Annotated in this window: 17 protein-coding genes and 1 pseudogene; 7 read left to right on the top strand and 11 right to left on the bottom strand. The window is 37.8% G+C overall.

What is annotated here, in order from left to right:
* Nucleotides 1-16 precede the first annotated feature (16 nt).
* From ACFILL_RS01560 to ACFILL_RS01515, 10 genes are all read right to left on the bottom strand, one after another.
* Nucleotides 17-1,399, bottom strand: coding sequence for a HAMP domain-containing sensor histidine kinase (locus tag ACFILL_RS01560; RefSeq protein WP_273791553.1), 1,383 nt, complete (start codon nt 1,397-1,399; stop codon nt 17-19).
* Nucleotides 1,396-2,082: a response regulator transcription factor gene (locus ACFILL_RS01555; RefSeq protein ID WP_273791552.1), complete on the bottom strand. Its 687-nt coding sequence runs from the start codon at nt 2,080-2,082 to the stop codon at nt 1,396-1,398. Before ACFILL_RS01555 ends, ACFILL_RS01560 begins: the two co-directional genes overlap by 4 nt.
* Before the next feature lie 73 nt (nt 2,083-2,155).
* Complete coding sequence (locus tag ACFILL_RS01550; RefSeq protein WP_273791551.1) at nt 2,156-3,667, bottom strand: Do family serine endopeptidase; 1,512 nt, start codon at nt 3,665-3,667, stop codon at nt 2,156-2,158.
* 214 nt (nt 3,668-3,881) lie between these two features.
* The gene (locus ACFILL_RS01545) at nt 3,882-4,292 is read right to left on the bottom strand and encodes a cytochrome c-type biogenesis protein CcmH (RefSeq protein ID WP_375643132.1); all 411 of its coding nucleotides are present in this window, start codon (nt 4,290-4,292) and stop codon (nt 3,882-3,884) included.
* Between the two features lies 1 nt (nt 4,293).
* Nucleotides 4,294-6,273 (bottom strand): heme lyase CcmF/NrfE family subunit, encoded by a 1,980-nt coding sequence (locus ACFILL_RS01540; RefSeq protein WP_375643133.1) that lies wholly within the window; start codon nt 6,271-6,273, stop codon nt 4,294-4,296.
* A 7-nt stretch (nt 6,274-6,280) separates the two neighbouring features.
* A complete protein-coding gene (ccmE, locus tag ACFILL_RS01535) occupies nt 6,281-6,760 on the bottom strand; it encodes a cytochrome c maturation protein CcmE (RefSeq protein ID WP_273791548.1) in 480 nt (159 codons plus the stop codon).
* Nucleotides 6,761-6,837: 77 nt separating this feature from the next.
* Nucleotides 6,838-7,608 carry a tetratricopeptide repeat protein gene (locus ACFILL_RS01530; protein WP_273791547.1) on the bottom strand — a complete coding sequence of 257 codons (771 nt, stop codon included), beginning with the start codon at nt 7,606-7,608 and terminating at the stop codon, nt 6,838-6,840.
* Between the two features lie 234 nt (nt 7,609-7,842).
* Nucleotides 7,843-9,261, bottom strand: a complete 1,419-nt coding sequence (locus tag ACFILL_RS01525) for an ATP-binding protein (protein ID WP_273791546.1) — start codon at nt 9,259-9,261, stop codon at nt 7,843-7,845.
* Complete coding sequence (locus tag ACFILL_RS01520) at nt 9,261-9,926, bottom strand: response regulator transcription factor (RefSeq protein ID WP_273791556.1); 666 nt, start codon at nt 9,924-9,926, stop codon at nt 9,261-9,263. The genes ACFILL_RS01525 and ACFILL_RS01520 overlap by 1 nt, the downstream gene beginning before the upstream one ends.
* A 21-nt stretch (nt 9,927-9,947) precedes the next feature.
* Nucleotides 9,948-10,184 carry a hypothetical protein gene (locus ACFILL_RS01515; protein WP_375643134.1) on the bottom strand — a complete coding sequence of 79 codons (237 nt, stop codon included), beginning with the start codon at nt 10,182-10,184 and terminating at the stop codon, nt 9,948-9,950.
* Between the two features lie 343 nt (nt 10,185-10,527).
* Here ACFILL_RS01515 and ACFILL_RS01510 point away from each other — a divergent pair, with 343 nt between their 5' ends.
* From ACFILL_RS01510 to ACFILL_RS01495, 4 genes are all read left to right on the top strand, one after another.
* Entirely contained in the window at nt 10,528-12,678 is a 2,151-nt protein-coding gene (locus ACFILL_RS01510) for a transglycosylase domain-containing protein (RefSeq protein ID WP_375643136.1), read from the top strand.
* A gap of 17 nt (nt 12,679-12,695) precedes the next feature.
* Nucleotides 12,696-13,292, top strand: a complete 597-nt coding sequence (locus ACFILL_RS01505; protein ID WP_273791544.1) for a DUF1214 domain-containing protein — start codon at nt 12,696-12,698, stop codon at nt 13,290-13,292.
* Nucleotides 13,285-13,824 (top strand): hypothetical protein, encoded by a 540-nt coding sequence (locus ACFILL_RS01500; RefSeq protein WP_375643137.1) that lies wholly within the window; start codon nt 13,285-13,287, stop codon nt 13,822-13,824. Before ACFILL_RS01505 ends, ACFILL_RS01500 begins: the two co-directional genes overlap by 8 nt.
* Before the next feature lie 533 nt (nt 13,825-14,357).
* On the top strand, nt 14,358-15,143 hold the full coding sequence (locus ACFILL_RS01495; RefSeq protein ID WP_375643138.1) for a DUF1499 domain-containing protein: 786 nt from the start codon (nt 14,358-14,360) through the stop codon (nt 15,141-15,143).
* A gap of 689 nt (nt 15,144-15,832) precedes the next feature.
* Here the strand turns inward: ACFILL_RS01495 and ACFILL_RS01490 are convergent.
* Complete coding sequence (locus ACFILL_RS01490; protein WP_375643140.1) at nt 15,833-16,429, bottom strand: hypothetical protein; 597 nt, start codon at nt 16,427-16,429, stop codon at nt 15,833-15,835.
* 208 nt (nt 16,430-16,637) lie between these two features.
* On the opposite strand from ACFILL_RS01490, the pseudogene ACFILL_RS01485 reads away from it, so the two are divergent.
* The 3 genes and pseudogenes from ACFILL_RS01485 to ACFILL_RS01475 all read left to right on the top strand — a co-directional run bounded on the left by ACFILL_RS01485 (nt 16,638) and on the right by ACFILL_RS01475 (nt 20,062).
* A pseudogene (locus ACFILL_RS01485) lies at nt 16,638-18,352 on the top strand (peptidase domain-containing ABC transporter).
* Complete coding sequence (locus tag ACFILL_RS01480) at nt 18,342-19,667, top strand: HlyD family type I secretion periplasmic adaptor subunit (RefSeq protein WP_375643141.1); 1,326 nt, start codon at nt 18,342-18,344, stop codon at nt 19,665-19,667. The pseudogene ACFILL_RS01485 and the gene ACFILL_RS01480 overlap by 11 nt, the downstream one beginning before the upstream one ends.
* Complete coding sequence (locus ACFILL_RS01475; protein WP_375643142.1) at nt 19,667-20,062, top strand: toxin-activating lysine-acyltransferase; 396 nt, start codon at nt 19,667-19,669, stop codon at nt 20,060-20,062. The genes ACFILL_RS01480 and ACFILL_RS01475 overlap by 1 nt, the downstream gene beginning before the upstream one ends.
* Nucleotides 20,063-20,227: the final 165 nt, after the last annotated feature.

Here is a 20,227-nt window from a genome sequence, read left to right as displayed (position 1 = left end):
GTGAAGAAAAATATCTTTAAGGAAATAACAAAACAGCCCTAAGCCCTGGATTTGCATTTTCAAGTAACAATTCACCCCCGTGAAGCTTCATAACTGCTTTTGCTATACTTAACCCAATCCCAAACCCAGGTTGTGTGCGGCTTTCTTCAAGACGAACAAATCGTTCTGTCACTTTTTCACGTTTATCCTCTGCTATTCCTGGTCCATTATCGCTCACAACAACTAATAAATGTTCATCACGATATTCCATTGATAAGCAAACCTCCGCTTTCCTTTCACCTTTAGACGCATATTTAATGGCATTATCTATAAGATTAAAAATTGATTGTGCAACAAGCTCACGATTCAACTTAAGCTCTTTATCAAATATATTCCCCAACCGAAGTAAAACACCTGACTCTTCAGCAAAAGGTTCGTAAATCTCAACAGCATCCTCAAGGATCAGTTTCATATTCATCATTTCAAGATGCTCAATTGCACTGCTGGCCTCAATACGTGAAATCATTAAAATTGCATTGAACGTACAAATAAGTTGATCTGATTCTGCAATAACCCTATCAAGGACCTGACGATATTCAAGCTTTGTCTTATTTCCTGAAAGTGCTTCTTCAGCACGATTTCTAAGACGCGTTAACGGCGTTTTCAGGTCATGAGCAATATTATCTGATACTTGACGTAAACCAATATTTAACTCTTCAATGCGGTCTAACATAACATTAAGATTGGTTGACAATCGATCAAACTCATCCCCTACTCCAGAGACAGGTAAACGCCCACTGAAGTCACCATCCATCAAGCGCTGTGATGCAGCCGTTACATGATCAATCCTTTGTAAAGCTCTCCTGCCAACAAAAAACCATATGAGTAAAGCGCCTCCAACCATTGCAGCAAGTGCAATGATCACAGCTTTGCGAATAACAACAGCAAAACGTTCTGGCTCATCCAAATCACGTCCTATAAGAATCTTCATAGCATTAGGTAAATCAACAATAACCGCCAAAGCGCGATGTTCACTTGTTTTGCCATGTTCTCCAAAACGGGAATATAAAAAAGAGGTAGAAATAAAACCACTCTGATTCAAAAGACCTAATTCAATACGTGCTACATTTCCTGCTAAAATACGCCCCATAGAATCCGTGACAAGATAAAGAAATGCTCCTGGTTGTCTTGAACGATAATCAATAGTGCGCATTAATAAGGATAATCCCCCATAATTATAAGCATTTTCAATATACTTTAATTCTTCATGTAAAGCCTGTTCAGTTTGCTCTGTTAACAATGAAGCAGAAAATGCCGTCATATAAATAGAAAGTCCTGTTGCCACCAATCCAAACAATAAAATGTAAAGTGCTGAAAGCCTTAGCGCTGTCGTGCGCATTATATTAATCAAACGATTCATGCTTTGTTATCTGGTACTTTCAGCATATATCCAGCTCCACGCACTGTATGAAGAAGGGGAACATCAAAATCTTTTTCAATTTTGGCTCTCAAACGGGAGATATGGACATCAATGACATTCGTTTGTGGATCAAAATGGTAATTCCAAACATTTTCCAAAAGCATAGTGCGTGTAACAACCTGCCCGGCATAACGCATCAAATATTCAAGTAAACGAAACTCTCGTGGTTGCAATAGAATGTTTCTATCACCTCGTTTTACCGTATGTGCTAACCGATCAAGCTCAAGATTACCTACACAGTAAACAGTTTCTGCTTCTTTAGGATTTTTCCGCCGTTGTAAAACTTCAACACGCGCAAGAAGTTCAGAAAAAGCATAAGGCTTTGTCAAATAATCATCTCCCCCTGCACGCAGCCCCGTTACACGATCATTAACTTGCCCTAAAGCAGACAGGATAAGAACCGGTGTTTCATTGCCTTTAGCGCGCAATTCAGCAATAATAGAAAGACCATCACGATGTAAAAGCATTCGGTCAACAACCATAACGTCATAATTTTCCGTGGTTGCTAAAGCATATCCCGTATCCCCATCATAAGCAACATCAACGGAATGCCCTACTTCCAAAAAAGCTTTTTCGAGATAATGCCCCGTCTCATGATCATCTTCAATAACGAGTATCTTCATAAAACGTATCTCCATTATTTTATTATGTTGTAGGACAAATATTTAATAAACATTTGTCCTACAAACTAAAGCCTTACTTTTTGAAAATTGGAAGAGCAACAAAACGATTTTGATCATTTGTCCGCACTTGTAAGAGTATAGCCTTTCGTCCTAACTGCTGAGCATTTTTGATTGTGTTAATAATATCAGAGACTCGTTTAACCGGTTTATTATTTACTGTCACAATGACATCACCAGGGCGTATCCCTTTATCTGCAGCATCTGAATCGGTATCGACATCCGTTACGACAACCCCTACACCATCATCAGAAGGCATAACAATCAGACCATAATCTTCCAATGTTTCATCTAAATCACTCTGTCCATTTGAATATTTTGAAGTCTCTTTCTTACTTTCATCTTCAGACATTGAAGCGAGTTTAACCTTGATGCTCTCCTCCTTACCTGATCTCCAAATCCCTATGGTTACCATTTCTCCTGGTTTAATATTTGCAATACGTTTCGCCAGCTCACGCGCATCAGCAATTTTTTCATTATTCACTGAAATAATTACATCACCCGCTTTAATACCAGCCTTTTCTGCCGGTCCTTTTAACGGATCAGTAACCAAAGCACCTTTGGCTTCTTTCAAACCTATTGAATCGGAAATCTCCTTTGTTACCGGCTGAATCTGAACACCTAACCAACCACGTTGAACTGAACCTTTTTCAATAAGTTGTTGTACAACCTGTTTTACAGTCGCAGCCGGAATAGCAAAAGCAATCCCAACATTTCCTCCAGAAGGAGAAAAAATTGCTGTATTAACCCCAACAACCTTTCCATTAAGATCAAACGTTGGACCACCAGAGTTTCCTCTATTAACAGCAGCATCAATCTGAATAAAATCATCGTACACACCAGTGCCAATATCACGTCCACGTGCAGAAACAATACCTGCTGTCACAGTTCCACCAAGACCAAATGGATTCCCAATGGCAACAACCCAATCCCCAACACGAAGCTTTGAATCATCACCAAAATCAACATAGGAAAATTTTCTTTTATCATTCACTTTTAGTACGGCAAGGTCGGTTTTGGGGTCTTTCCCAATGAGCTTTGCATTCAATTCTGTACCATCATCAAGAACAACAGTATAACTTGTTCCATCAGAAATCACATGATCATTGGTCACAATGTAACCATCAGATGAAATAAAAAAACCCGATCCAAAAGCAACAGGACGGAGTCTCTGCGATTGGTGCGGAAATTTATTTTTAGGTTTATCAAAATCATAAAACTCTTTAAAAAATCTTTTTAAAGGATGCTGATCTGGTAATTGATCAAGTCCTGGACCACTAAAAAAGTTGCTAAAGAACCTATCTTCTTTCTTTTTATTGCTCTTTACTTGTACTGCTACAACGGCTGGTTTCACTTGAGCAACAATATCGGCAAATCCCTGTTGTTGCATTAACGAAGTAAATACAGAACTTGCATGAGCCTTTGTCATCCACAAGCTTGATGTACATCCACTAAAAAACAGTGCACTTTCCAATATCGCAGAAAAACTCACTGCGACAAATGTTTTAAAGAAAGCCTTTTTAACCATTTACTCTATGCTCCTATTCAATCATACCTTTATTCCAATTCCGACCACTTATAAAATACCAGACCTTACCGTTTTCTGTCTAAATTATTAAAGTTTTGTAAGGTTTCAGTATTCCCTAATATAATTACAATAAGATTGTATGCTCATTGCAAATGATCTGATTTCTTTTATGTAACATCTTTTTTAATGCAATGACATTTTTGACTGTTCTTTTTCATTCACATAACGCATGATTATTCCGTTTGAAGTGGAAAAATATGATACTTATGCCAGTGATAATAATGATCAAAGGCGAGAACCATAAAAACCAAGTTATTTTATTCAATGGTGGCTTCAAGAGAATAAATTCACCATATCGCTCAACAAGAAAGTCAGTGACTTGCTGATTACTATAGCCCATTTTTAGCCTTTCCCGAATTAAAAGCCGTAAATCACGTGCTAAAGCAGCATCTGAATCATCAATTGATTGATTTTGACAAACCGGACAACGTAAATGCGATGAAATATGGCGTGCTCGCGCTTCAAGAATCTTATCCTTTAAAATCTCATCCGGCTCTACTGCTATTGCTAATTGAAAAGGAAACGTTGCAATTAAAAAAAATACAATCCAAAGAATTTGTTTCATCTCAATGTCTTTTCCAAAAATTTAAAGCAAGCACTACCCTATTGTACATGCCAATGCGAAACCAATACCCCAGAAGAGAAAGACATCCCCCCATAGCCATCATGAATGCCCCTAACCAAATACATATTACATAAGGCTTCCACCATACGTGCACAACAAGACCCCGATTATCGATATGTCCCGGTACAATATATAGCTGCGATAAGCCATGATTTTTCAGACCAACTTCTGTTGTTGATGTATTTTGACTTGAGTAAAATCGCTTTGAGGCTGTTACATGACCCACAATGTTTTTATTTTCATATATTTTAAAATAAAACTCCATTGTCGAATAATTCGAACCAACACCATCATACACTGCATCAAAATGAAGCGTTTTATCCGCTATCGTCACCCTATCCCCTATGTTCATGATTAAAATACGTTCTTGCCCAAAACTTGCCACACAAACAATACCAAATAGTGTAACGCCTAATCCCATATGTGCTATTGCTGCACCAAAAGTAGACCATGGCAATCCAAGAAATCTCTTAACGCGTACTGAAAAAGCTCTCTTGCCATATCCACTCTTTCCCCATAGATCCGCTAAACTGCCTAAAAAAACAAACGCTGAAAGCCCAATCCCTAAAACTGCAAAAATATCACGCACAGATGCCGCATAGAATATTATAAAACAGACGATACCAACGAATACAAAAACAAACCATAACCGTTCAAAAACTGCAAGAAAATCACCGCGTTTCCATGCCATCATTGTCCCAAACGGAACAAACAACAACAGCAAAACCATTAGCGGTCCACAAGTAATGTTAAAAAAAGCAGACCCTACAGAAATTTTTTGCCCAGTTAATATCTCAATAAAATAAGGATAAAGCGTACCAATCAATACTGTTGCTGTTATTGTTGTAAATAACAAATTATTTAAAACAATAAACCCTTCACGTGAAATTGGTTGAAAAAATCTTTCTGTTTTTAAAATAGGGGTGCGCAAAGCAAAAAGAAAAAAAGCCGCTCCTGTAAAAAAAAAGAAAAGCGCAAGCATTGCCTGCCCCCGTGCTGGATCAACAGCAAAACTATGAACAGAAATTAAAAGCCCAGAACGCACAAGAAAAGTTCCCATCAGAGAAAGGGAAAAAGTAAGCAGCGCTAAAAACAAAGTCCAACTTTTCAATATTTCTCGTTTTTCGAGAACAAGAGCAGAATGTAAAAGAGCCGTTCCTGAAAGCCAAGGCATAAACGAAACATTTTCAACAGGATCCCAAAACCAATAGCCGCCCCATCCTAGCTCATAATAAGCCCAATAGGAGCCAACCATAATACCCAATGTCAAAAAACACCAAGAAAGTAAAAGCCACGGACGAATCCCACGCGCCCAAATTCTATCAACATGTCCCATAATCAATGCCGCAACGGCAAAAGAAAAACAAAGTGAAAAACCAACATAACCTAAATAAAGTAGCGGTGGATGAATTGCTAATGCGATATCTTGTAAAAGAGGATTGAGACCATTTCCCTGCAATGCTGGTGGATTCACGCGTAAAAATGGATTGGATACAAAAAGAATAAATAAAAGAAAAGAAGTTGTAATCCAACTTTGGCAAATTAAAACAAGCGTCTTAAAATCTTCTGGCAAATGTTGGCTAAAAAAAGCCATCAATGCGCTAAAAAAAGCAAGACTTAAAACCCATAACAACATAGAGCCTTCGTGATTTCCCCAAACACCTGTAATTTTATAGAGCATCGGTTTTTCTGAATGAGAATTCTCAACAACGTTCAAAACAGAAAAATCAGATACGACATAAGCATAAATTATCACTAAAAAAGATAAAAGTAGTAATGTAAAAGTGATATATGTTAGAGGAACAGCTGTTTGCATTAACAAACGCTCTCTCCACCAAAAACCTAAAGCAGGTAAAAACGCCCCTAATAAGCTTACTGAAAATGCTGCAGCTAAAAAAATATGACCCAGTTCGACAAGCACAATCGAATTATTTCTCCATAATGTAATGTTTTTTCAAACGATCAGCTGTTTCTTTAGGCATATAAGTTTCATCATGTTTTGCTAAAATACGCATCCCTATAAAAAAGCCCTGTTTATCGAAATGCCCTTCTACAATCACCCCCTGACCTTCACGAAAAAGATCCGGTAATGCACCATTGAAAACCACTTTTTCATGTTTTTTGTTATCCGTTACAAAAAAAATAACGCCTCTCTCTCCAACATATTGAACGGTTCCCTTTTCAACAAAGCCACCCAAACGCAAAGGGCGCTCCGTTAAAATATCTTCTCTTGTAATTTCAGAGGGCATTCTAAAAAAACTGACCGCATGACGCATTGCATACACTATGAGACTTGCTGCAATTGTCATAACCAAACAACATAATAATATGATCAGTAAGCGCCTTTTTTTTCGCTGCTCTAAAATAACCTTCCATGAGGCAGAACTCTTTAAAGATTGACTGTTCATAGACACTCTGCGAAAAAAGTTTAAATACGTTATAATTAAGTATCAATATTTTATTTTTTAAGAGCTTTGCACATCTTCTACATAGGTGCAAGATTTCTTTTCTCTGTATGCTCACTCGATAAATCACGTAACTGAATCATCATTTTTTTAACACGTGATTGTCCTGAAAAATTTTCAGGCATTGTATCAAGAAAGCTTTGTAAAAATTGCACTGCCTGCGCAGTTTTTCCTGCTTGATGCAATGCATCGGCCAACAACAAACGTGGATAAAAATCTGTTGGGGCTAAATCTGCTGCTTTTTGAAAGGCATTTTGCGCTTCTTGCGTTATCACCCCCCCTTCATAACCAACCAATGCTAAACCGTATCCGACAAGCCTTGGAGCTGTTTCGCCATTCAAACGAAGTGCATCTAAATAAGTATTCACAGCTTCTTGAAAAAGGCTTTCTTCGAGATACCCTACCGCTAACGCATCTGCTAGCTTGCCATCGTGAGGTGCACGGAAAAAAAGCACTTGTAAACGAATAAGCTTTTCTTGCTTACTGAGAGTTTTAGGATCCTTATCCATTAATTCGCTAAAAAAATAACTTTTCACTTCTGGATTGCCTGTCAGCCCATAAATACTCCATGTCATCAGAAGAACAAACAAAATACTCAAAGCCTTAAGAATATTTCTTTTTTTATAATTCATATAAAGCTTGTTAAACTCAATCATACGCTTATGGCTTCTATAACCATCTACGGTTTCAACTGTCCATTCTTTCTTTATCTCATCGTCAAAACGTAGTGAAAGAAAAAGAATACTTGCCAGAAAAGTCAGAAAAAATGCTGCAAAAATTAATAAGAGCATATCGTTTTTTTCCAATACGAACAGAGAATAACTCGCTTACATTTTATCCTCTTCATGAGAAAAGTAATGTGAATTAATAAAAATTCATTTTTTCATGGAGAATATTATAAAATATCTATCATATATATCAATTAAGCAAAGAAACTAAAAACAATGTTTCCCTACTCTTTATGTATTGTCTAAAATACTGCTTTATAAACTTTATAGACATTTCTTGCTTAAGAAGAAAATATGTCATTCTCCCATCTTAGGTAACAAAACTTTTGCATACAATCCACCCAAATCAGAACGTGATAAAAAGAGATTGCCACCATATTCACTGACCATATCTGAAACAATTGCTAACCCTAAGCCTGCCCCTAGTTTACTTTCATTAAACCGCCGCCCTCTTTTTAATGCTTCATCAATTTTGTCTTCTGTTAAACCAGGACCATCATCTTCTACAAAGATACTAAAATATTCTTTTTCTTCAACATTTTCTTCTAAACAACAAGAGATCAAAACCTTTGCTCGAGACCACTGAGTAGCATTTTCAATCAAATTCCCTACAATTTCTTCTAAATCTTCCTTCTCTCCAGAAAAAACAATATCATCAACATCCATAATAAATTGAATTTGTTTTTCAGGATTAAGCTTTTTCATAACCCGCACCAAACGTTCAAGCACACTGCGAACAGACGTATGATAGACAATACTATCGCATTGTGCTGCAATCCGTGCACGCTGAAGATAATGATTGATTTGAGCTTGCATTATTTGCGTTTGCTCTCTCAACAAACAAGCCTTTTCTCCGCGCATCTTATCTGTCTCATTCATAATCACAGATAGAGGCGTCTTCAATGAATGCGCGAGATTACCAACTTGTGTGCGAAATCGCTCAATAATACGCTGATTATTATTAATGAGAGCATTCATCTCTTGTACAAGCGGCATCACTTCGCTTACTAAATCCGTATTCACATAATGAACTCTTCCTTCGCGAATATCATTCAATGCGTGTCGAATAAGCTTCAACGGTTGAAAACTAAAGAAAATAATAGCAATATTAATAAGAACACTCCCGATACCGAAACTCCAAAGAAAAATTTGCAAAGTTCGCGTAAATTCCTTTACCTGGGCATGAGCTTCATCGATATTCCCAACAAGCCGAAAACGTGCAATATGATTTTTATTATCAAGAACAACATCACTCTCAATCACTTGTAATTTTTGACCATTGTTCCCCGTTATCCGATAAGAGCGAAAGAATTTATTGTCAAAAGGTATATCAACATCACTTGGTGTAAATATCTCGCCTGTTCCCAATGAGGGGGATGTCAATCTTCCTTTTAAATTATGGGATATCGCAACAACTTCCCAATACCATCCTGTTGTTGGATCAGAATAACGAATATCATCAATCCCAGCCCCTCCTATCAAAGTACCTTCCGATGACACCGTCACTGTTGCAATAAGACTGTAGAGTTGAGCAGAAAGGATACGCTCTAGGCTTTGTTCAGTTGAACGCTTATAAAATAAAATACTTACTGCAGAAATCGATAAAAGAGAAATAACAACCCATAATGTTGATAAGATCATAACACGTAAACTGAGAGATCGAGTAATTACAAAAAAGAACCTCCTACACCAATTATTCTCTTCAAAAACATTCATTAATCACCTAGCATTCTCACGCGATACCCCATTCCTCGAATAGTTTCAATCAAATCCACTCCAAGCTTTTTCCGTAACCGACCTACAAAGACTTCCACCGTATTCGAATCCTTATCAAAATCCTGATCATAAAGATGTTCAGTAAGCTCTGTTCTTGAAATGACCCTGTCACAATGATGCATGAGATACGAAAGCAGTCTGAATTCATAAGATGTTAGTTTAATCAATTGACCATCTACAAAAACACGAGACGTCTTTGTATCCAACAAAACATTTCCGCAACATAATGCACTTGTCGCATGTCCCGTAGTGCGACGAATTAATGCTCGCAAACGCGCCATCACTTCCTCCAAATGAAATGGCTTCACAACATAATCGTCAGCTCCAGCATCAATACCGTGCACCTTATCAGACCAACGGTCTCGCGCCGTTAGCATTAAAACAGGCATGGAGAGCCCTTCTTGACGCCACTTTTCAACAACACTAATACCATCAATCTGCGGTAAACCTATATCAAGTATCACCGCGTCGTAAGACTCTGTGCTCCCTAAAAAATAAGCCTCTTCACCATCGAAAGCACTATCGGAAACATATCCTGCACGTCTTACAGCTTCTACTAATTGATGGTGAAGATTCCGATCATCTTCAACGATTAAGATACGCATCACAACACCATCTGCCAAAAACTAATCAGCAGGAACAAAAAACTCAACACGACGTAACTTTTCACCATTACGGGCTGGTACAACAACTACAATTGCACACATGTCCTTTCCATCCTGAACAACCGGTTTTGAACGGACGAGAACCCCGCTCTCTCGCGCGGCAGCCTTCTTACCTACTTCAGCACACCCAGAAGCTAGAACAGAATCTGCTCCTAAAAAAGCTGCTATTATTACGAACAAGAATTTTTTTTTCATCATAAATATTTCAATAACCCATCTCTTCTCCTTGATAAAGGATAAAAGAAATAATGGTTTTTTTTAGTCGATTTAAAAATCACAAATGGAAATAATTTATCCTCTATCTTACAGAAGAACATATTAACATTACTCCAAATTTTTAAAAAATCAAAAAAATATTTTTAATAATGAGAATAAAATTTATTCAATAAAATAATAAAATATTAATACACTATCTTACGAAAAATGAATAATTCTAAAATAAACTCTTTCTCTGTTAGCACTATAGCAAAAAAATACTTCTACTCCATATAATTATTGTAGATTTGTTTGGTTGTATTTCTTTGCCATAGGCTCTCTTTAAATGTTTGATTTTTTTAAAAAAAAGAAAGGGCAACATCGTAAGCCATTTCACAGTCCTGCTCTCATTGAATTAGACGCACGATTAGACACAGCGCTTTATCACATTCGTTCTGCTAACAGTTTTTTCTGGAAAAAGGCAAAAATCGTCTCACAAAATTTTCATCTTCAAGGATGGAAACGTTTTATCGTTGAAGTTCTCGATGAAATACTGACATTAGGGTTGATGGGATTTACTCTTTTCACTATTTTGGGCATTTCTGTTTTTGAAGTGACCAAAACAGATTGGTCTTCTCCTAAAAACTTTTCCATTCTTTTTCTAGATCGCTATGGAAATTCCATTGGGCACCGTGGTGCACTGCCGGCGATCTCTGTCCCCGTTGAAGAAATGCCTGACACTGTTATTAAAGCGGTTCTCGCTACAGAAGACCGTCGTTTTTTTGATCATTGGGGCATTGATTTTCAAGGACTTACACGGGCAATTTCACAAAATATGCAAGCTAAAGGTGTGGTGCAAGGTGGTTCAACTCTCACACAACAATTGGCTAAAAATTTATTTTTAACAAACGAAAGAACCATAACACGTAAAATCAGAGAAGCTTATCTTGCTCTTTGGCTAGAAGCAAATTTTAGCAAAAAGCAGATTTTACAACTTTACCTTGACCGAGCCTATATGGGAGGAAACAATTTTGGTATTGCCGCAGCAGCAAAATTTTATTTTGGAAAAAACATACGTCATGTCTCTTTAAGTGAATCTGCTATGTTAGCAGGACTCTTTAAAGCTCCAACAAAATATGCTCCTCATAGTCATCTCTTTGCGGCTCAAACACGTGCCAATATCGTCCTTTCTAATCTTGTTAATAGTGGCTTTATGACGAAGAGCCAGATTATCAATGCGCATCGCCACCCTGCTAGGGCACTTCCCCAAATAGAAAATAATCAGCCTGATTATTTTCTTGATTGGGCATTCGAGGAAGTCAAAAAAATGCGCAATCAACTTCCAAGCCATAGTTTAATTATTCAAACGACTCTTGATCCAAATATTCAAAAAGCAGCAGAAGAATCAATTGCATATCATTTACATCAGTATGGTCAACAATATCGCGTAACACAAGCTTCCACTGTTATACTCGATAATAACGGTGCCGTATGCGCAATTGTTGGAGGACAAGATTATAAAAAGAGTCAATTTAACAGAGCAACACAAGGCGGACGGCAAACTGGTTCTTCATTCAAACCTTATGTTTACGCAACCGCACTGGAACACGGACTTTCTCCCTCGACAATCGTTTTAGATGCTCCGATCAATTGGGGAGGTTGGACACCAAAAAATAATTCTGGCCGTTATTTGGGGAAAATTGATTTAGCAACAGCTTTAGCTTTTTCTATTAATACAGTCCCTGTGTATCTCACCTATCAATATCTTCACCGCGATACCCAACCTATCATAGATCTCATCAAGAATATGGGGATTAACGCGCATATTTTATCACACAAAACGATGGTTCTGGGCACTTCCAACATGACCCCCATGGATCAAGCAACTGGCTTTAATGTCTTTGCGAATGGCGGGATAGCTGGTAATCGTCATGGGTTCACGCAAATCAGAACAATCGATGGACATGTGGTATGGGATTTCGAACATAACGGAAATAAGTTACACCGAGTTCTCAGCAGACAATCAGCTGCTTATATGAACCAAATGATGGTGGGTGTCACAACACGAGGGTCTGGTAAGCGTGCTGCTCTGCCCATGACTCTTGTCGCTGGGAAAACTGGAACATCACAATCCTATCGTGATGCTTGGTTTGTTGGCTTTACTGGCAATTATACTGGAGCGGTATGGATGGGAAATGATAACTTTTCACCGATGAATCGTGCTTTTGGGGGTGGAGTCCCTGCCATGATATGGCAACGCATCATGCTTGCTGCACACCAAAATATTATGCTCAAACAACTCTATGGTGTTAAAGATTCTCTTCTTCCTTATCATCCCCCAATACTTTCCTCCCATGCAGATTCTGAATTTTTTTCCCCAATACCCTCTACGCTTTCTCCTGAAACATTGAATATTGTGCGATTGATTAACAAAGATCTGAAAAAACCATCTGCAATTTCTTTGAAGGTGAAAACAACTGGAGATTCAACATTTTGAATTCAAGATATTCACTGATGTTTTTTAATATCACCATTTTCTTTTTTATCTTCGCTTTTTCCATTTTATGTGGAAAACTGAGTGTCGATTATGTGCTCAATTCCTTTCCTCATTTTGAACGCTTTAGAATTGGAAAATGGAGTGCTTATCCAAAAATGGGAACCGCCAATATGGATCCTTATACCCGCGCCCGCACGACCAAACGAGGCATTGTTTCACTCGGACGCACTGAAGGTCTTCAATTCCAGATTTGGCAAGACAACCAAGGGCGTCCACTCCACCCCCACTGTCATTATTTACTCAAAGGCACCATCCCTGAAACTCGTCTTTTCACCCTTTATACAGCTGACAAATCCCTAAAACCCTATACTTCATCCAAAGAAATACCTTTTGAACTCCACACGAACGCTATTATTTATGAGCATGATGGCTCATTGCGCATCAATATTTCACCTACACCGCAAGCCGGCAATTGGCTTGCAACAGTTAGTCAAAAAGAATTCGGGCTTATTCTTACCTTATACGATACCTCAATCATCTCTGCAACGGCATTACAAAAGCTTACAATGCCATCAATAGAACAAATCCCATCAGGACAAATAAATTGTGACTAGATTCATTTATATCGCACTTCTTGCAATCATTGGCGCTATTATCGTTCATATTTGCGTTCTCTTTCTGATCCCCTATTGGGCACAAAATAATATATGGACAGCACTTAAAAAATCCGGAGCCCCTTATCAATTTGTTGCTTTTACTCCCGATAATCCTATTCAACAATCTGCTGATCCACTCTTTCTTCTTAAAGTCTGCAGATTTAATCTTGAAAATGGACCTGTTCATTTAAAAGCTTTGAAAACACGACAATTTTGGTCACTAGCAGCCTACACACACAAAGGAATTATTTTCTATAGCCTTAATGACCGAACAGCCCCTGATAATACACTCGATCTTATTATTGGAAAACCAATACAAATCATAGAACTCAAAAAATCAAAACCTAAAAAAAATGCCAATTCAGTTTTGGTTGCTAAAAATTTGAATGAAGGTTTTGTCATTTTACGTATTTTTGCCCCTTCTTCACTTGCAAAAAAAGAAAGTGAAGCTTTTCTTTCATCTGCGACCTGCCGCATATTTTATGAATAAAAACGGAGTAACCTCTCATTTGTACAATACCTTACTTTCTATACAAAATACATGAAGCCTATCAAAATGGTTATCTTTTTTCTCTATTAATTGAATCTTCGAATTCAGATTTATCTGATTATAAATCCCTCAATTTTTATTGAGATAGAATGAAATCTCTATTGCACATCATCATATCCTATTTGATTACGCATTATCTGACAGAAAAAACTCCCAGCAATCAGAAGAGAAAATCAAGAGTAAAGTTCTAGAAAAATATGCTGCTAACAACCGTAAAACTTGTTATTTGAGTTTATTTCTTTTTATTTACAAACATTCCCATAAAATTCGCATCAATGACATGATAAACTATAGAAAAAATACTGATTACCTTCAATGAAGTGCAAAAATAATCGCTGGAGACTTATAAGACATTATGCATCCTTGACCTCAAAAATAAGTGCTTTATTTTTGTTTTATGAGCATAAGCTTTTTGTAAGATATGCACTCTGAAAAAACTTGGCTTATAGTTTACAATTGAGGGGAAAAACTTCATGAAGAAGAGATATGTTCGGTTCATTTCAAGAGCAGCAGTATGGTCCCCTCGATTTGGTGGATTGTCGTTCTTTGTTTTATTATTTTCATTCATTTTACAACGTTTTTCCGTCATTAACGTAACCGACTTCATAATTTTGATCGGAATCTCTACCGGCTGTGTGATTATTTCTCTTTTTCTTGCTTTAAAAGCACTTTACAGCTTATGGGTCTATGGAGCCCTAGGGGGAATGAAAGCTTTAAAAGGGATCATTTATTCGGTAATAACGGCTACACCACTGATGTTATTTTTTGGACTTTGGTTTACCTTACCGGCTCTTTACGATATTTCTACCGATACACAAAGCCCGCCGGCTTTTTTTCGCACAATACGTCCCAGCGATGCTTTACCGCTCAAAAGTGTTTTGACTGAACAAGAAACATTACAGATGTCACAATGGCCAGAAATATCGGGGCGCCGTTATGATGGTTCACCTGATCGTATTCGCGAATCTGTTCTCAATGTTTTAGCAGCCTATGATTGGCCTGTTGTGGCTCAACGAGAGTTTAAAGGTGAAGAAAATGCGCTTTATATTGAAACGAGAGCTAAAACTTTTTACCTTGGGTTTATTTCGGATATCGTGATACGCTTAACTGATGAAGGGGATACAACTTTTGTTGATATGCGTTCTGCTTCTCGTTATTTGCCAAGAGATTTGGGGACAAATGCTGCTTTTATTATCGATTTTATGGATGCCCTTGATACGGAAATCGCTTCCCTTCCTCTTTCACAAGACGATGAATAACAATCTAAGAGAAATAAGGCATTTTATATCCATAACAATTGCCTATTTTTCAATAAACATGATACATAAGCAAACAATCACTTTTCAAAAACTATAAATTGATAATCCTTATACAAAAGATAATAATCTCAAAACAACCCATGCTTGAAATAATTAAAAAGATTTAAAATAGGAAATAAAAAACAGAATTCTTGATGATAATACTGATTTTAAAGTATCTATCTCAATGTAATCAGTAAACATTTTTTTAAAGATAAATATTATATAAAAATAATAACTTATTTTTTATAAATAACTCTACAAATAACACCTTATAATTATATTTTAAAATAATATAACAACTTGATTTTATATTATTTTAAAATTCCCATATATTCAATTAATAAATTTGCAGCATAATATAATATAAAAAACCTAATTGTTGATAATGTTGTCCTTTTTATACTCCAGTTCTCACCTTTAAATCTATTGTAAGAAAACATTAAAAATCCACATATAAACGTTGCCAATAAGGAGCCAGTAAAAGTATTCATAACAAAAAAATCCAAAATAAAATATCTATTATCATACACAAAAATATCCCTGAAATCAGTTTAGCCATAGCTTTAAAGTATGTTTACAATATCACTGATCTCAGAAATATCTTACTAGCTATTTTCTAAATAAATTAGAAACAGCCTCCCTCTACTTTACGGATGACATTGATTGTACTTATCTTTAAAACCACTAATAGCTCCCATTACTCCGCCTGCGACTGCTGTTTCCGGACCACCTAATAAACCAATTAATGCTCCTGCGCCTCCCTTTATGGCTGTTGATACAACATAATCGCTTACTTCACAACTTGGATTCGGATGGCATTCATTGTACTTATCTATCAAACCGTCAGCAGCTCCTCCTAATCCGCCTGTTAGTGCTACTTGCGGACCAAATAATGCACCAGATGCTAGTCCTATGCCTCCGTGTATGGCAGCTGCTTCAACATAATCGCTTGTTTCACAACTTGGTGCCGTATAGCATGCATTGTATTTATCTACCACAGCGTCACCAGCTCCTGCTAGTCCACCTCCTATTGCTCCATTGACAAAGCCAGAACTGACACCTCCCGGTCCAGAAAAAAGACCTCCAACTGCACCAGCAATACCTCCTATTACGTCTCCTATGATGCCGCCTGCACCTGCTGCTTGGGCATGAGCGCCTGGGCTACAATCATCTTCTTCTGGAAAAAGCCAACTTTTTGGATGTGAGTTACTAATTGAATCATGTGATGAGCTTGAACTACCCATTTATATCATTCTTTTATTATTAGAAATAACTGTATCACAAAGATACAGTGGGAATTTCATTATTGTTCATTTTAGCAAATTTCAAACATAATTTGTAAAAATAATAATAAAAATACTGTATAAATAATAAATACATTATGTTTATATTATATTAATACAAGATATATATTTTGTATTAATATAATACTATTTACAATACTGTTTAAATATGCGACATCAATCGCTCTTTCTCTTAAATAAAATTATAAATTCAAATGAGACATTCACAAGAAAAACTAGTATCCTTTTCTCTTGGTTTACAATAACAACAAAGAAATATATTTATTATGTCATCGAACTCAGTTGCGTTGCTGTTGTTTTGCGTTTGCTGGGCTTGGTGAATCCTTTTATTTTTCAAGCGATTATCGACCGTATTCCCCCTTTTCAGCGTATTGAAAGTCTCTATGCTATCGTTGTCTTGATGGTTGCTATCATGCTGTTTAGCACGGCTCTTAGCACTCTTTCAGGTTACTTAGGTGCCTATTTAGCCAATCGGCTTACGCTAGAATTTGGACGGCGCATTTACACCCATGTGTTAAGCCTTTCCTTGCCCACTTTACGCACTTGGCAAATGGGGAAACTGTTCACGCGAATCTGAGATGTTGATACAATTCGCGGGTTTCTAACAGGAACCATCGCCACAACCGTACTGAATGTTCTGTTTGCCATTATTTATATTGCTGCACTCTTTTCCATTAGTCCAAAACTGACCTTTATTGTCCTTATCATTTTACCTTTACAAATGGGTTCTTTAGCGTTTGTCGGTCCCTTCTTGCGCCGCCAATTACGCCGTGCTTTCACTCTGCAAGCCGCCCATCAATCGCGCCTCATTGAAAGTTTTATCAATCTTGAAGCCATTAAAGCGCATGTAAAGGAGCCAGCCCATACAATACGCATGCAAGAGACTTTAGCCCGTAGTTTAGATCAAAGCCTTACAACTAGTAAATTGCATCTTCTCAATGGAGCCATGAGTCATATTTTTGGTGATCTTTTCACTATTTTTATTATCTTTTTTGGTGCTCAGGCAGTTCTTCAAAACCAGATTACACTAGGACAACTTATTGCCTTTCATCTCCTCGCTGGAAATGTTTCTGGTCCTATCTTAAGCCTTGCATCCCTATGGGAAGAATGGCAGCATTTGAAAATCTCTCGTCTTCGTTTGGGCGATATTCTTAACTCCCCTTCAGAATGGGAAGAAAAAAAGCCGCCTCTTCAACTCAGTGCTCCTCCTCATCTTGAGGCCAACGATCTCTGTTTTTCTTATGGAGATAAATCCATTATCAATCATCTTGATGTCTGTTTACAACCTGGGCAACCAATTATGTTACTTGGTCCTTCAGGGTGCGGAAAAACAACCTTGGCGAAGCTCCTTTGTGGACTCTCCCCCCAACAAGCGGGAAGATATTGATTAACGCACAACCTTTACAGAATTTTGATGTCCGTAGCGTGCGTGAAACAATCGCGTATTTTCCCCAAAATCCTTGCCTTTTTTCCGGAACCATTCTTGAGAATATGCTTCTTGCTAAACCAGATGCCACTAAAGATGAAATCGACTCTGCACTATATGTTAGTGCTTGCCATGATTTGATTGCTCAGTTGCCTCTAGGACTCAATACTCAAGTAGGAGAGCAAGGTGGTTTTTTATCAGGTGGTCAGCGCCAACGCTTGGCTTTGGCTTGTTTCTTTCTGATAAATCCAAGCCTTCTTATTTTGGATGAACCTACTTCCGCATTGGATGACACTGTCAGTGCACAAATTGTTGAGCATTTATATAAACTTTCACAAGATCGTATTGTTCTTGTTATTACCCACAAACGTGATCTCTTCCCTCAGCATGCAACCGTCTTAAACTTTACTGATTTGGAGGCAAAAAATGGCAGATAAAGCTCCCTATTTGCGCCTTTTGTCACCAACGCTTCATATGGTGGTTGCTGTTTTGGTCACCTTATTTCTCTTTATTGTAATCGGCAGCTTTATCGCAAAAACAGAGATTGTTGCACGGGGGCAAGAAAGTGTTATTCCCACCACCTATGTTCAGCTGGTCCAAGCGCAAAATACAGGACGCATTGAGAAAATCCTTGTAAAAGAAGGGCAATTTGTTCATCAAGGGGATCTCCTTATTCAATTAGATCCCCGTGAAGCCCTCAATGAGTGCGCACGTGTTCAAGCAGATATCGCGCAACAAACCCTTCAAGCACAAATTGCAACAGCTATTTTAACAGCTTTGCATGAAAGTGATCCTTTGGATAAAGATTTTGTAACCAAAGGGCTTGCCTATCTGCCAGCTCCTCCTTCTGGCAACACGACTGCAAGAATAGAAGGGGAAAAACTCATTAGCGCTACCCTTCAATCTCTCCAAGATAAATTAAGAGCGCTAAAAGCACAGGCGGACCGCGTCGAGCGCAGCGGTGCAACACAACATGCGCAATTAGATAGGTTGGAAGATGATCGTCAATTAAGCCAAGGAAAATTAAAGGCTGCAAAAAGCCTGATGGAAACAAAAGTCATTAGCCAAGCCGTTTATTTAGAGCGTTTACATGATTTTAAAAATGTCGAGCATGAAATTTTAACCAATCAAAGACGTTTGGAAGAAAATGCCGCCGAAATAAACACCCTCCGCCAACAACGGAAAAGTCTCATTTCCGATGAAATCGCCCGCTATCGGCAACTTTCGCGTGAAACAGAACTGAATCTTCAAGGATTAAAAGCAAAGCTTGATAGCACTCAATACCATCTTGACCACTTATCACTCTATGCACCTGTTGATGGACGTATCGATGATTTAAGTATCCATACTTTGGGCGGCTTTGTAGAGGCTGGTAAAACTCTCATGCGCATTGTCCCTGGTGCGGGTGGTCTCATTATTGAAGCATTTTTTGATAATCGAGATATTGGTTTTTTAGAAAAGGGCCAACGTGCTTACATCAAGTTTTCTGCCTTTCCTCCTGAACGTTTCGGTGTTATCCACGGTACAGTCGTTAATGTAGGCGCTACAGCGCGCTATAATAAAGAAATTAATGGTGTCTACGCTGTTTTAATCAAAATTGACCAAGATCACATCACTTTGAATAACAAACAACTTAAATTTATCCCTGGCATGACTGTAACAACGGATGTCATTACCTCAAAACGACGTCTCATTTCTTATTTCTTTGAACCTATCACCAAAATTTTAGAACAATCTCTAAAGGAAAGATGATGTCTGTAAATGAAAATCCATCACCATCACTCATAGATCCTCTTACAGCGTTAGGAGCTATGGTTGTTTTAATGCTTACATCTCCCTTATACCGCCGCTGGCGAATCTGGGATATTGAACGCAACATAGGCCCCGCCTTACAGACTGGGCAATATAAACTCTATAAAAATGAACGTGGAGAATTTTGTGCCTTTATCACTTGGGCTTTTTTAGATGAGAAAAATCATCAATCTATGCTTGAAAAGGGAGAGCTTTTACCCGATGTCAATTGGCAGAATGGAAAATACGTATGGTTTATTGATTGTGTAGCACCCTATGGACATGCTTCTGGTATGGTACGTGACATGCAGCGACATGTGTTTCCACCAGCATTATTGCTACGCTGTTCGACGTAATGAAGATGGTGGGATACGGAAAAATTGCACGCTGGTGTTGCTATAGAGCGCAAAATCCAGCCAAATAGTTTTTCTAAAGCAAGTGCGCATAAATCATTTACCCCTCGTCTTATAGAAAAGAATCTTTTAAAAGAGTTCTTTGAGCGATAGCTATAGCAAGAGAAC

The organism is Bartonella sp. AP20NXHL, from assembly GCF_042196165.1.
Classification (GTDB): domain Bacteria; phylum Pseudomonadota; class Alphaproteobacteria; order Rhizobiales; family Rhizobiaceae; genus Bartonella.
Note: the sequence above shows the minus strand (reverse complement) of the source record. Positions and strands in the feature narration are given on the sequence as shown.